The 13285-nt window shown below is 64.3% G+C and carries 11 protein-coding genes; 5 read left to right on the top strand and 6 right to left on the bottom strand.

Annotated features, from left to right (window positions below; genetic code table 11):
• Positions 1-12: 12 nt before the first annotated feature.
• Positions 13-1566 carry an NlpC/P60 family protein gene (locus CH278_RS13600; protein WP_373557327.1) on the bottom strand — a complete coding sequence of 518 codons (1554 nt, stop codon included), beginning with the start codon at positions 1564-1566 and terminating at the stop codon, positions 13-15.
• Between the two features lie 403 nt (positions 1567-1969).
• Entirely contained in the window at positions 1970-2512 is a 543-nt protein-coding gene (locus CH278_RS13595) for an Rv1476 family membrane protein (protein ID WP_094622135.1), read from the bottom strand.
• A gap of 347 nt (positions 2513-2859) precedes the next feature.
• Between CH278_RS13595 and CH278_RS13590 the strand changes: the two genes are divergently transcribed.
• Together CH278_RS13590 and CH278_RS13585 are read left to right on the top strand one after the other, a co-directional pair.
• Positions 2860-5670, top strand: coding sequence for an aconitate hydratase (locus tag CH278_RS13590; RefSeq protein WP_027497032.1), 2811 nt, complete (start codon positions 2860-2862; stop codon positions 5668-5670).
• Between the two features lie 117 nt (positions 5671-5787).
• Positions 5788-6369: a TetR/AcrR family transcriptional regulator gene (locus CH278_RS13585; RefSeq protein ID WP_027497031.1), complete on the top strand. Its 582-nt coding sequence runs from the start codon at positions 5788-5790 to the stop codon at positions 6367-6369.
• Here the strand turns inward: CH278_RS13585 and CH278_RS13580 are convergent.
• The gene (locus CH278_RS13580; protein ID WP_027497030.1) at positions 6357-7988 is read right to left on the bottom strand and encodes an ABC-F family ATP-binding cassette domain-containing protein; all 1632 of its coding nucleotides are present in this window, start codon (positions 7986-7988) and stop codon (positions 6357-6359) included. The two genes, CH278_RS13585 and CH278_RS13580, sit on opposite strands and share 13 nt — an antisense overlap.
• 156 nt (positions 7989-8144) lie before the next feature.
• Between CH278_RS13580 and CH278_RS13575 the strand changes: the two genes are divergently transcribed.
• From CH278_RS13575 to ku, 3 genes are read left to right on the top strand one after another with little or no spacing between them, the layout of a single operon-like run.
• The gene (locus CH278_RS13575) at positions 8145-8933 is read left to right on the top strand and encodes an SDR family oxidoreductase (RefSeq protein WP_045841762.1); all 789 of its coding nucleotides are present in this window, start codon (positions 8145-8147) and stop codon (positions 8931-8933) included.
• Entirely contained in the window at positions 8930-10072 is a 1143-nt protein-coding gene (locus CH278_RS13570) for a lycopene cyclase family protein (protein ID WP_032391434.1), read from the top strand. The genes CH278_RS13575 and CH278_RS13570 overlap by 4 nt, the downstream gene beginning before the upstream one ends.
• A gap of 51 nt (positions 10073-10123) precedes the next feature.
• Positions 10124-11095, top strand: a complete 972-nt coding sequence (gene ku, locus CH278_RS13565) for a non-homologous end joining protein Ku (RefSeq protein ID WP_032365768.1) — start codon at positions 10124-10126, stop codon at positions 11093-11095.
• A 21-nt stretch (positions 11096-11116) separates the two neighbouring features.
• On the opposite strand, the gene CH278_RS13560 is transcribed toward ku, so the two are convergent.
• From CH278_RS13560 to CH278_RS13550, 3 genes are read right to left on the bottom strand one after another with little or no spacing between them, the layout of a single operon-like run.
• The gene (locus tag CH278_RS13560; protein ID WP_027497026.1) at positions 11117-11497 is read right to left on the bottom strand and encodes a metal-sulfur cluster assembly factor; all 381 of its coding nucleotides are present in this window, start codon (positions 11495-11497) and stop codon (positions 11117-11119) included.
• On the bottom strand, positions 11494-11991 hold the full coding sequence (gene sufU / locus CH278_RS13555; protein ID WP_032365767.1) for a Fe-S cluster assembly sulfur transfer protein SufU: 498 nt from the start codon (positions 11989-11991) through the stop codon (positions 11494-11496). The genes CH278_RS13560 and sufU overlap by 4 nt, the downstream gene beginning before the upstream one ends.
• Positions 11991-13283: a cysteine desulfurase gene (locus tag CH278_RS13550; protein ID WP_094622134.1), complete on the bottom strand. Its 1293-nt coding sequence runs from the start codon at positions 13281-13283 to the stop codon at positions 11991-11993. Before CH278_RS13550 ends, sufU begins: the two co-directional genes overlap by 1 nt.
• Positions 13284-13285 lie beyond the last annotated feature (2 nt).

The following is a 13285-nucleotide window of genomic DNA, read 5'->3' as shown; positions in this document are numbered from 1 at the left end:
GCGACAGCGAGCTCAGGACACCATGCGCACGGCGTACGGCGTCATACCGCTGTACCTGACGTCGGAGACCTTGACCACCGATCCGGATTGCGGAGCCTCGAGCATCTTCCCGTCGCCGAGGTAGAGCGCGACGTGCTGACTGGCGTTCGGTCCGTAGAAGATCATGTCGCCACGCTTCATCTGCGACGACGGAACCTGCTTGCCTGCCGTGTACTGGTAGCCGGTGTAGTGGGGCAGAGAGATACCCAGACCTGCGAATGCGTAGATCATGAGGCCGGAGCAGTCGAAGCCCACCTTGTTGTAGTCGCCGTAACTGTCTGCGACTCCGCCGTCTCGGATTCCCTTGGTCGGCCCGTTCTCGTCGCCGCCGCCCCAGGAATACGGAACACCGAGCTGGCTCATCCCGCGGTCGATCGCCAATTCCACGGCAGCACTGCCCGTCACCGACGGTGTGGTCGAGGGCTTGGGCTTGCTGGGAGTGGGCTTGCTGGGTGTGGGCTGGGTCGGAGTCGTCGTGGTTCCGCTCGAACTGTCAGAGTCGGTGGACGAACTCGAGTCGTCGTCGACGTCCACGTGCGAGCGCTGGCCCTCCGCGATCGCAGCGGCTCGTTGCTGCGCAGCCAGGTTGGCCGACACCCGGGCCGCCGCCTGAACCGCGGCCTCACGAGCGGCAGCCGCAGCCGCGGCTATTGTTGCATCCTCGGCCGCCTTCTGCGCTTCCCAGTCGCTGTACGCGGCTCGTTGACCCTGGAGGCCGGCCACGTTGCTCCGGGCTGCGTCGAGCTCGGTCTGAGCGGCGTCTCGCTGGGACTCGATAGCGGCTTTCTGATCGGCCTCGGCTTGCAACGCTGCCTGCGCTGCAGCGATGGCCTGCTCGGCCTCGGCTTTCTTCGATTCGGCTTCGGACGCTGCCGCATCCGCCTGCTGCTTGGATTCACGGGCGGCCGAGTCCCGGTTCGCCTGCTCGGTTCGGGCCCGCTGGAGGCCGTCGAGCACGGCATTCTGACTGTTGGACAGCACCTTCAGAACCTGGGCGCGGTCGAGAACGTCGTCCGGTCCGCTCGAACCGAGGAACGACGCCATCGAGGCGACGCCCGAGCCCTGGGTGTAGCTCGATTTGGCGAACTCGTCGAACTTGCGCTGGGCTGCCTGAATCTGTGTGCCTGCATCGGCGAGCGCCTGCTGCGCTGCTCCTACGACTGCTGCGGCCACGTCGGCGGCGTCCCGTGCGTTCTGCAGGTCGACCAGGGCTTTGTTGACGCCTTCTCGCTTCACGGCGACCTCGTCGTCGAGCTGTGCGAGTTGTTGGTTGGCGGATGCGATCGCGTCGATCAGCTGTCCGACCTGCCCCAGGCGCGAGTCGACGGCGCTGCCGGCCGCGGCGATGTCGGTATCGGACGGGTTGGGCGGGGGCGGCGGTACCGCGGCGGCGACTCCGGGCATGGTCGCGGTCAGCGCGAGAACCAGACCGGCACCTGCCAGTACGAATCGGGTACGGACGAGCGCTCTGCGGCGCGTGCCGCGAACTGGACGTCGGCTCACAAATGTCTCCCTCGGGTCCGGCATTCACTCGGGTCCCGAGAGGACCGTCGTGCCGTCGAGGCGTTCCCCGTTCCCACCCCGATCGCAGGTGACGGTGAACATGTTCGCCGGGCGGGAAAGTGGCGCGCAGCGACACGACAGGTGCGAACCACGTCAGTCACACCCGAAGCAGTGGCCTCCCGAGTTCCCCACGGATGACACCTGCCTTCTGCGACACTCCTTCCCCAGCAGTGCCAATGGCACCGTACGACACTTCGCACACTAAAGAAACTCCAGTCACAAATGACACATTTGTAATTCCACCAGGCACAATGCCCTGAACTCGGTGTTTGCCCGAAACAATTTTTCGGACTTTTTCCGGACCGCCGTCCGGTGGCGCGATCGCGCGTCGGTGTCGGTCGGTCGAATGACGAATGTGCGCGCTACGTCAGCGCTCGACGGGCTGCGCTTCGTGCGCATCGGCAGTGGCCGATCGTGCGCGATATCGACGCACCTTCACGGCGGCTGTCAGCGCGGCCACCGCGGCGACGATCACCACGAGTCCACCCGTCAGCAAGCCCCACGGAGTCTGGTCCTCGACGAGGGTGTCGACGAAGTTGTCGGCGGCGACGACGTGATTTCCGGTGTACGTGCGATCCTGCCCGGCTTCGAGTGTCACTCGGCTGATCGAGTCGCTGAACGTTCCGACCTGCCCCGGGCTCAGCACCAATACAGTTCCGCCCTCGCGGGCACCGACCGCAGTGGCGAGGTCGCGTAGCTGCGAATCGTGGCGCGGTTCGTCGGGGACGATCACGATGCTCAGATCGATTCCGTGGTCTTCGGCTCGGTTCACGGCGGCAGTCAGTCCGTCCTGCTCTGCCGCAGGAGCGCTGACTCCTGACTCGCGGACCGTGGCGACGATGCTGTCGACGTCCAGACCTGCCGGGATATCGGTGGCAAGTGGGGAAACAGCGTGGATCGGCTCAGTCATCTCTCGTCCAGTCGGTAGGAACCAGTCGCGTGGAACCCTACGTCACGGTGCCGTCGATTCTCGGGAGGCAGGCAGGCCCGACGCGGCAACTGAGGCCGCCCTTCATTGCGTCGCACGATGCACTACGTGAGGATTGTGACGTGGGTCGTTCTCTCGGTGTCCGCCGCGATACGGACCCGCACGTTTTCACAGGACAAGCGTACTGTTAGACTTTCATCGAGACACTGCCCGAGGGTCCGCAAGCAGTCCGCACGCCGGATACCCTGCCGAGACACACGGTCAGCGCCTCGCTTCAACCGTCGACACAGCCCCGTCGGCGGTGTGCCTCATAGACGAGTGGAGCTGAAGTGACCGCAAGTAACAATTCATTCGGTGCAAAGGGCACCCTCGAAGTCGGAGAGAACTCGTACGAGATCTTTCGGCTGTCGGCCTTGCCCGGTGCCGAGAAACTGCCCTATGCACTGAAGGTCCTCGCGGAGAACCTCCTTCGCACCGAGGACGGTGCAAACATCACCGCCGACCATATTCGCTCGATCGCGTCGTGGGATCCCTCGGCCGACCCGAGTATCGAAATCCAGTTCACCCCTGCGCGAGTCATCATGCAGGACTTCACCGGCGTTCCGTGTGTCGTGGACCTTGCCACCATGCGTGAGGCCGTGACCACCCTCGGTGGCGACCCCAACAAGGTCAACCCCCTCTCCCCCGCCGACATGGTCATCGACCACTCGGTCATCCTCGACGTGTTCGGCCGCGCCGATGCACTCGAGCGCAACGTCGACCTCGAATACGAGCGCAACGGCGAGCGTTACCAGTTCCTGCGATGGGGCCAGGGAGCCTTCGACGACTTCAAGGTCGTCCCGCCCGGCATGGGCATCGTGCACCAGGTCAACATCGAGTACCTCGCACCGACCGTCATGACCCGCAAGGGCCAGGCGTACCCCGACACCTGCGTCGGAACCGACTCGCACACGACGATGGTCAACGGCCTCGGCGTGCTCGGCTGGGGCGTCGGCGGAATCGAAGCCGAAGCTGCCATGCTCGGCCAGCCCGTGTCGATGCTGATCCCGCGTGTAGTCGGCTTCAAGCTCTCGGGCGAGATTCAGCCGGGCGTCACGGCCACCGACGTCGTTCTGACCGCCACCGAGATGCTGCGTAAGCACGGCGTCGTCGGAAAGTTCGTCGAGTTCTACGGCGAAGGTGTGGCCGAGGTTCCCCTCGCCAACCGCGCCACCCTCGGCAACATGAGCCCCGAATTCGGCTCCACCGCAGCCATTTTCCCGATCGACGAAGAGACGATCAACTACCTGCGCCTCACCGGCCGCAGCGACGAGCAGCTCGCTCTCGTCGAGGCGTACGCCAAGGAACAGGGCATGTGGCACGACCCGAAGAACGAAGCCGTGTACTCCGAGTACATCGAGCTCGACCTCAACACGGTCGTCCCGTCCATCGCAGGCCCGAAGCGCCCGCAGGACCGAATCCTGTTGTCGGAGTCCAAGGTTGCGTTCCGCAAGGACATCCACAACTACGTGGAGGAGAACCACCCGGCGCACGAGGGTGACAGCAAGCTGGACGAGGCCCTCAACGAGTCGTTCCCGGCCAGCGATCCCGCGTCGCTGAGCTTCGCAGAAGACGATGCAGTCGACGTGCGGTCCGCCGCATACGGCTCCGAAGGTCGCCCGAGCAAGCCGGTTCGTGTCATCACCGACGAAGCAGGCGAATTCGTTCTCGACCATGGCGCCGTCGTGGTGGCAGGTATCACCTCCTGCACCAACACCTCCAACCCGTCGGTCATGCTGGGCGCAGCACTGCTCGCTCGCAACGCCGTCGAAAAGGGCCTGTCCACCAAGCCGTGGGTCAAGACCAACATGGCGCCCGGTTCGCAGGTCGTGACCGACTACTACGAGAAGGCCGGCCTGTGGCCGTACCTCGAGAAGCTCGGCTACTTCCTGGGCGGCTACGGCTGCACCACGTGCATCGGTAACACGGGCCCGTTGCTCGAGCCGATCTCGAAGGCGATCAACGACAACGATCTTTCGGTGACCGCCGTGTTGTCGGGCAACCGCAACTTCGAGGGTCGCATCTCCCCCGACGTCAAGATGAACTACCTGGCCTCTCCGCCGCTGGTCATCGCTTACGGCCTCGCGGGCACGATGGACTTCGACTTCGAGACCGACGCGCTCGGTAACGACCACGAGGGCAACCCCGTGTACCTCAAGGACATCTGGCCGTCGTCGCAGGAGATCGAGGACACGATCAAGTCCTCGATCAGCCGGGACATGTTCAGCAAGTCCTACGAGACGATCTTCGCCGGTGACAGCCGCTGGCAGAACCTGTCGACCCCCGAGGGCGACACGTTCGAGTGGGATCCCAACTCGACGTATGTGCGGAAGCCTCCGTACTTCGACGGCATGACGATGGACCCGGCTCCGGTCGAGGACATCAAGGGTGCCCGCGTGCTGGCCCTGCTCGGCGATTCGGTCACCACCGACCACATCAGCCCGGCAGGACCCATCAAGGCCGGTACGCCTGCCGCTCAGTACCTCGATTCGCACGGCGTGGAGCGCAAGGATTACAACTCGCTCGGATCGCGTCGTGGCAACCACGAGGTCATGATTCGTGGAACGTTCGCGAACATCCGTCTGAAGAACCAGCTGCTCGACGACGTCTCGGGTGGCTACACCCGCGACTTCACCCAGGACGGTGGCCCGCAGTCGTTCATCTACGATGCGTCGCAGAACTACCAGAAGGCCGGCATCCCGCTGGTCGTGCTGGGCGGCAAGGAGTACGGCTCCGGAAGCTCCCGTGACTGGGCGGCCAAGGGCACCTCGCTCCTGGGCGTCAAGGCGGTCATCACCGAGTCGTTCGAGCGCATCCACCGCTCCAACCTCATCGGCATGGGCGTCGTTCCGCTGCAGTTCCCGGCAGGCGAGAGCGCTGCGTCGCTCAAGCTCGACGGCACCGAGACGTTCGACATCATCGGCGTCGAGAAGCTGAACGAGGGCACCACCCCGAAGACGATGGCGGTGACCGCGACCAAGGAAGACGGAACCAAGGTCGAGTTCGACGCCGTGGTCCGTATCGATACCCCCGGTGAAGCGGACTACTACCGCAACGGCGGAATTCTGCAGTACGTCCTGCGCAACATGATCAGAGGCTAGTCACACGGCACTGTAGACAAACGCCACGCACAGCGATGGGCCCGGAACTCGATACGTGTTTCGGGCCCATCGCCGTATCGGTACGGGCCCCTTCATCGGAAAGTAGGAGTTTCACACGTGCCCAAGGTCAGTGAAGACCACCTGGCGGCCCGCCGCAGCGAAATTCTCGACGGCGCGCGTAAATGCTTCGGAGAGTTCGGCTACGAGGGCGCGACCGTGCGACGCCTCGAGGAGGCGACGGGCCTCTCCCGCGGAGCCATCTTTCACCACTTCAAGGACAAGGACGGTCTCTTCCTCGCATTGGCGCAGGAGGACGCCCGGCGCATGGCAGAAGTCGCTGCGACGCAGGGTCTGGTTCAGGTGATGCGAGACATGCTGGCTCAGCCGGAGCAGTTCGAGTGGCTCGGAACGCGGCTCGAGATCACCCGACGACTACGAACCGACGCCGACTTCCGAACCAGCTGGGCGGAGCGTTCGGCCGAACTGACCGATGCGACGCTCGGCCGACTCGAGCGCCAGAAGACGGCAGGGAAACTACGGGACGACGTTCCCAACGACGTTCTGGCCGACTACCTGGACCTCGTTCTCGACGGTCTGGTCGCCAGAATCGCGTCGGGCAACGGCGGGTCGAACCTGTCGGCCATTCTGGATCTGGTCGAAGAATCGGTGCGCAGGCGCGACCCGGGTCAGGCCAGCTGAATCAGTTCCAGGTAGTCCTGCGACCAGTGGTCCTCGGTGCCGTCGGGAAGGAGGATGACACGTTCTGGTGAGAGCGCCTCGGCGGCACCCGGATCGTGAGTCACCAGAACGACAGCACCCTTGTAACTGCGCAGTGCGTCGAGAACCTGCTCGCGTGAGATCGGATCGAGGTTGTTGGTCGGTTCGTCGAGCAGCAGCACGTTCGCAGCCGAAGACACCAGTCCGGCCAACGCCAGACGCGTCTTCTCGCCGCCGGACAGCGTTCCTGCGGGCTGTTCGAGCTGGGGTCCGGTGAACATGAAGGCGCCGAGTAGCGATCTGAGCTCCTGCTCGCCGGTGTCGGGTGCCGCATGCCGGATGTTCTCCCACACCGACGCCATGTCGTCGAGGGTGTCGTGCTCCTGGGCGAAGTAACCCACGCGCATGCCGTGGCCGGGTTCGATCTCGCCGGTGTCGGCCTTCTCGGTTCCCGCGAGGATCCGAAGCAGCGTCGTCTTGCCCGCACCGTTGAGCCCGAGCACCACCACTCGACTTCCTCTGTCGATCGCCAGATCGACGCCGGCGAAGATCTCCAGCGACCCGTACATCTTGGTCAGGTTCTTGGCCATCAACGGAGTCTTGCCGCAGGGAGCAGGCTCAGGGAAGCGAATGTGCGCAACCTTGTCGGATACGCGCTCCGCATCGAGGTTGGCCATCAGCTTGTCTGCGCGCTTCGCCATGTTCTGTGCCGCAACGGCTTTGGTTGCCTTGGCACCCATCTTGGCGGCCTGGACGCGCAGCGCACCCGCCTTCTTCTCCGCGTTCGCGCGTTCGCGACGGCGCCGTTGCTCGTCCGTGGCGCGTGCGTCGAGGTACTTCTTCCAGTTCATGTTGTAGATGTCGGCCTCACCGCGCACTGCATCGAGGAACCACACCCTGTTCACGACATCACCGAGCAGTTCGACATCGTGACTGATCACGATGAGTCCGCCCTCGTGGTTCTGCAGGAAACTGCGTAACCAGGTGATGGAATCGGCGTCGAGGTGGTTGGTGGGCTCGTCGAGCAGCAATGTGGTGTTCGAGCGTCCGCCACTGCCGTCGGACGCGGCGAACAGAATGCGAGCGAGTTCGACGCGTCGACGTTGACCACCGGACAGGGTTCGCAGCGGTTGACCGAGAATGCGGTCGGCCAAGCCGAGGCTGTTGCAGATGCGAGCCGCTTCGCTTTCGGCTTCGTAGCCGCCGAGGGACGCGAACCGCTCTTCCAGCTCGCCGTACTTACGGACGGCTTTGTCGAGCAATGTCTCGTCGGCAACCTCGGCCATCAGAGCCTGCTGCTTCTCCATACTGTGCAGGAGGGTGTCCAGCCCGCGGGCCGACAGCACCCGGTCCTTGGCCAGCACGTCCAGGTCGCCCTCTTTGGGATCCTGCGGTAGGTAGCCGAGATCTCCGGTGCGTACGACCTCGCCGGCATACGGTTCGCCCTCGCCCGCCAGGATGCGCAGCGTGGTGGTTTTTCCGGCACCGTTGCGGCCGACCAGCCCGATGCGGTCACCTGCCTGCACGCGGAGCGCGGGCCCCTCGGTGGACAGAAGGGTCCGCACACCGGCACGAACTTCGAGGTCGGTGGCGGTGATCACGCGTGAGCTCCTAGCGATTGCCGAACAAGATGAGTGCTCGTCGACCGACGAGCGAGCAATGAAAGCGCCGTAGGTCGGCACAGCAAACCCCCATTTTAGCTCAGCATTCACGTGCCTCCACCCAGGAACGCAGGTGACCCCGGTAACGTCTGAGCGATGACCGACGTCACCGAAACGGCCACTGCCCGCCCAGCCCTGCCCCTCGACCTCACCGGACGGACCGCACTGGTCACCGGGGGTAGTCGAGGCATCGGCCGCGCGATCGCCGCAGAACTGCTCGCGCGCGGTGCCAACGTGGCCATCACTGCGCGTAAGCGGGAACCGTTGCTGGCCGTCGCGGCGGAACTCGGCGACTCCGTACTCGCGCTGGACGGTAACGCGGGCGACCCGGAACACCGGCGCACCGCAGTGGACCGCACCGTCGAGACCTTCGGTTCGCTGGACATCCTGGTCAACAACACCGGTATCAACCCCGTCTACGGCTCGCTGATGGATGCCGACCTCGTCGGTGTCAGCAAGATCTTCGACACCAACGTCGTCGGCACACTCGGTTTCGTGCAGAACGCATTCCATGCGTGGATGGGAGAACACGGCGGTGCGGTCGTCAACATCGCCAGCGTCGCAGGCATCCGCTCCACCGGAGTCATTGCCGCGTACGGCGCATCCAAAGCTGCGTTGATTCGGCTCACCGAGGAGCTGGCATGGCAGCTCGGTCCGAAGATCCGCGTCAACGCGGTAGCGCCGGGCGTGGTGAAGACCAAGTTCGCCGAGGCGTTGTTCGCCGGCGGTGAAGAAGCAGCAGCGGCCGGCTACCCGATGAAGCGACTCGGTACCCCCGAGGACGTGGCATCGCTCGTCGCGTTCCTGGTCTCGGACGCGTCCTCGTGGATCACCGGCGAGACGGTGCGCGTCGACGGTGGCCTGCTCGCCACCGGCGGAATGTGAGCGACCTGTCGGCCGACGTCGCCGTGGTCGGGCTGGGACCGGCAGGTCGCGCGATCGCCCACCGCTGCGCGGCCGCGGGTATGGACGTTCTCGCGCTCGATCCGCACCCGTCCCGAACCTGGACGCCGACCTACTCGGCATGGGCGGACGAATTGCCGTCATGGCTCTCGGAGTCCGCAATCGCCTCGACTGCACGCAGGCCCGCAGTGTGGACCGATCGGCATCGCGTCATCGACCGGACGTACTGCGTGCTCGACACCCATGCCCTGCAAGCCTCGCTGTCCCTCGACCTCGTACGAGTGCACGCGGGCACCGCAGTCGACGTCACCGGCACCCGCGTCACCACCGTCGACGGGACGGTTGTCACGGCTCGCCACGTCGTCGATGCGCGAGGAACGCTCGACTCGCGTGATCTGGCGCAACAGACCGCATACGGAATCGTCGTCGAGCGGGAACGCGCCGAGCCCATTCTGGAAGGCTCCGACGCCTGGTTCATGGATTGGCGTACCGACAACGGCGTACGACCCGGTGAAGTTCCTAGTTTTCTCTATGCCGTCGCACTCGACGACCACCGCGTTCTGCTCGAAGAAACGTGCCTGGTCGGCAGGCCTGCCCTCCACCTCGATGTACTCCGGACTCGTCTGCATCATCGTCTCGCCCGACGCGATCTCGTGCCGACCGGGACCGAGGACGTCGAGCGGGTGCGCTTTTCGGTCGAACCTCCGCCGCGCTCGCGGCTGCACACCCCACGAAGCGGGCCCGTCCTGTTCGGGTCGCGGTCGAATCTGATGCATCCGGCGACGGGATACAGCGTCGCCGCGTCGTTGGCGTCTGCCGATCACCTGGTCGACGGACTTCGCACCGGCAAGCCGGGGAGCCGACGTGCACTCCACACCTGGACGGTGCAGAAGCTACGCAATCTGGGGCTGCGCACTGCGTTGAGCCTCGAGCCGGAGATGGTTCCGCAGTTCTTCGCCAGCTTCTTCTCGCTGCCGGTCGAACTCCAACGCTCGTACCTGTCCGGTCACGACGACGCCATGGGGACCATGACCGCAATGCTGAGAATGTTCCCTACGCTTCCGGTCTCGGCCAGGCTCGCCATCGCGCGCACCGTCGTCCACGCTCCGAGACGCGGCTGAGTTTCTCGGCAACGGTCGACACACAGGCGCCCGGTCGGCGATTATGAACACATGCGCAGCATTTGGAAAGGCTCGATCGCCTTCGGACTCGTCAACGTTCCGGTGAAGGTCTACTCGGCCACCGAGCAACACGACATCCGGTTTCATCAAGTGCACGCAAAGGACGGCGGACGAATCAAGTACGACCGCATCTGCCAGGAATGCGGAAAATCGGTCCAGTTCGCCGACATCGACAAGGCGTACGACTCGCCCGACGGCGAGCGCGTGATCCTCACCGACGACGACTTCGACAAACTCCCCGCTGCCGAGAAGCACGAGATCCCCGTTCTCGAATTCGTTCCGACCGAGCAGATCGATCCGATCCTCTACGACAAGAGTTACTTCCTGGAGCCCGACTCGTCGTCGCCCAAGGCGTACGTACTGCTGCGAGAGACGCTGGAAGAAACCGAACGCACCGCGCTCGTCCATTTCACGCTGCGACAGAAGACGCGGCTGGCCGCCTTGAGGGTCCGCGACAACGTGCTGGTCATCCAGACTCTGCTGTGGCCGGACGAGGTACGAGCAGCAGAATTCCCGTCACTCGACGACGCCCCGTCGGCGCGCCCGCAAGAAGTGAAGATGGCGACGTCGCTCGTCGAGAGCATGTCCTCGGAATTCGATCCGACGGAGTACACCGACGATTACCAGATCGAACTGCGCAAACTGATCGACGAGACACTGGCGAACGGTGGCGAGAAGGTCATCCACACCGAGGCCGAGTCACAGGACGACGGCGAGGACGCAGAGGTCGTGGATCTGGTCGCCGCCCTCCAGCGCAGCGTCGAGGCCGCGGGAAAGAACGCGAAGTCGGGGTCCGATTCGTCGACATCATCATCTTCGAAATCTTCGTCGTCGAAGACACCGGCCAAGAAGACCGCTGCCAAGAAGACCACCGCGCGGAAGACCCCGGCAAAGAAGGCTCCGGCCAAGAAGGCCGCAGCAAAGAAGGCTGCCCCGTCGACCGACGAAGCGAAGGGTGCGTGACGGGGCAGCCGGACCAGACCGTCAGACGGTGAAGCCGAGGGCCCGAAGCTGCTCGCGTCCGTCGTCGGTGATCTTGTCCGGTCCCCACGGCGGCATCCAGACCCAGTTGATCTTGAGGTCGGCGGCGAGCCCACTGCGCACGAGCGCACCACGGGCCTGATCCTCGATGACGTCCGTCAACGGGCAGGCCGCCGATGTCAGTGTCATGTCGACGGTGACGATGTCCTCGGCGTCGATCTTGATGTCGTAGACCAAACCGAGATCGACGACGTTGATTCCCAGCTCGGGGTCGACGACGTCGCGCATCGCTTCTTCGAGGTCCTCGAGCACCTTGATCTCGTCGGCGGTGAGTTCCACCGGCGTCGTCGTCACAGCCGGTGTGGTCTCTGTTGCGTCGGTCATGATTGCTGTCCTCCGGAAAGTGCCGACTGGGCGGTCTCGCCCGTCGTAGCTGTCGTTTCTGCGTCCACTACTTGAACAACCGCATCCTTGAAAGCCATCCAACCCAGCAAGGCGCATTTCACGCGAGCCGGGTACTTGGCCACACCGGCGAACGCAATGCCGTCGCCGATGACGTCTTCGTCTCCCTCGACGGTACCTCTGCTGCCGACCATCTCGCTGAACGAATCCACGGTCTTCAAGGCGTCCTCGACTGACAATCCGACCACCTGATCGGTCAGCACCGACGTGGCGGCTTGGCTGATCGAGCAACCCTGGCCGTCGTACGAGACGTCCGCAACGGTGCCGTTGTCGACGTGAACCCGCAGAGTCACCTCGTCGCCGCAGGTGGGATTGACGTGGTGCACCTCCGCACCGAACGGCTCGCGCAGTCCACGACCGTGCGGATGCTTGTAGTGATCGAGGATCACTTCCTGGTACATCTGTTCCATTCGCATCAGGCGTGTCCCTCCTCACCATTGCGGTCGGTGCCGAAGAACGATTGCGCGCGACGAATCGCGTTCGCGAGCACCTGCACTTCCTCGACCGTGTTGTACAACGCGAAAGACGCCCGCGCGGTCGCTGCCACTCCGAAGCGCCGATGCAGTGGCCACGCGCAATGATGACCGACGCGAATGGCGACGCCTTCGTCGTCGAGAATCTGCCCAAGGTCGTGTGCGTGGATACCGTCGACGACGAACGACACTGCCGAACCTCGATCGACGTTCTCCGTCGGGCCGATGACTCGAACGCCGTCGATCTTTGCGAACTCGGCGAGAGTCGCTGCGACCAAGGTCTTTTCGTGAGCTGCCACGGCGTCGATACCGATGTTGTCGAGGTACCTAACGGCGGCACCGAGCCCGATGACCTGCGACGTCATGGGCACACCGGCCTCGAAGCGTTGCGGCGGAGGCGCGAACGTCGTCTTCTCCATCGTGACCGTCTCGATCATCGATCCGCCGGTGATGAACGGCGGCATCGCATCGAGCAGCGCGGCCTTTCCGTACAACACTCCGACACCTGAGGGTCCCAGCATCTTGTGGCCGGAGAACGCTGCGTAGTCGACATCGAGGTCGTGGAAATCGACCTTCATATGGGGCACGGATTGGCACGCGTCGAGAACGACGAGCGCTCCGACAGCTCGGGCGCGACGCACCAACTCCTCGACGGGAGCGACGGCACCGGTCACGTTCGACTGGTGGGTGAACGCGACGACCTTCACCGCGGACGACAATTCCAGCGAGTCGAGGTCGATTCGACCGTCGTCGGTCACCCCGTGCCACCGCAGAGTTGCGCCGGTACGGGCCGCAAGCTCTTGCCACGGAACGAGATTGGCGTGGTGTTCGAGTTCGGTGACGACGATCTCGTCACCGGGTCCGAGATGACGATCGAAGCGCTGATCGGCCAACACGTACGTCACGAGGTTGAGCGACTCGGTTGCGTTCTTGGTGAAGACGATCTCGTCGACGTCTGCACCGACGAACGCGGCGATATCCGCCCTGGCTCCCTCGTACGCGTCGGTGGCCTCCTCGGCCAGCTGATGCGCCCCGCGGTGCACCGCCGCGTTACAGGTGGTGAGGAACTCGCGTTCGGCGTCGAGTACCTGCACCGGCCGCTGCGAGGTTGCGCCGGAATCCAGATACACCAACGGCTTTCCGTCGCGGACGGTGCGCGAGAGGATAGGAAAATCGCGGCGAACGGTAGCGACATCGAACGATGTCGCTACCGTCACAGCTGCCGGTGCAGCCATAC

It is taken from the genome of Rhodococcus sp. 05-2254-5, assembly GCF_002258575.1.
GTDB classification, from domain to species: Bacteria; Actinomycetota; Actinomycetes; order Mycobacteriales; family Mycobacteriaceae; genus Rhodococcoides; species Rhodococcoides fascians.
Note: the sequence above shows the minus strand (reverse complement) of the source record. Positions and strands in the feature narration are given on the sequence as shown.

Bases quoted from the DNA above. Each gene is read 5' to 3' on its own strand.
- CH278_RS13600 (WP_373557327.1), bottom strand. From the start codon at position 1,566: ATGCCGGACCCGAGGGAGACATTTGTGAGCCGACGTCCAGTTCGCGGC.
- CH278_RS13595 (WP_094622135.1), bottom strand. From the start codon at position 2,512: ATGACTGAGCCGATCCACGCTGTTTCCCCACTTGCCACCGATATCCCG.
- CH278_RS13575 (WP_045841762.1), top strand. From the start codon at position 8,145: ATGACCGACGTCACCGAAACGGCCACTGCCCGCCCAGCCCTGCCCCTC.
- ku (WP_032365768.1), top strand. From the start codon at position 10,124: ATGCGCAGCATTTGGAAAGGCTCGATCGCCTTCGGACTCGTCAACGTT.
- CH278_RS13560 (WP_027497026.1), bottom strand. From the start codon at position 11,497: ATGACCGACGCAACAGAGACCACACCGGCTGTGACGACGACGCCGGTG.
- sufU (WP_032365767.1), bottom strand. From the start codon at position 11,991: ATGCGAATGGAACAGATGTACCAGGAAGTGATCCTCGATCACTACAAG.
- CH278_RS13550 (WP_094622134.1), bottom strand. From the start codon at position 13,283: ATGGCTGCACCGGCAGCTGTGACGGTAGCGACATCGTTCGATGTCGCT.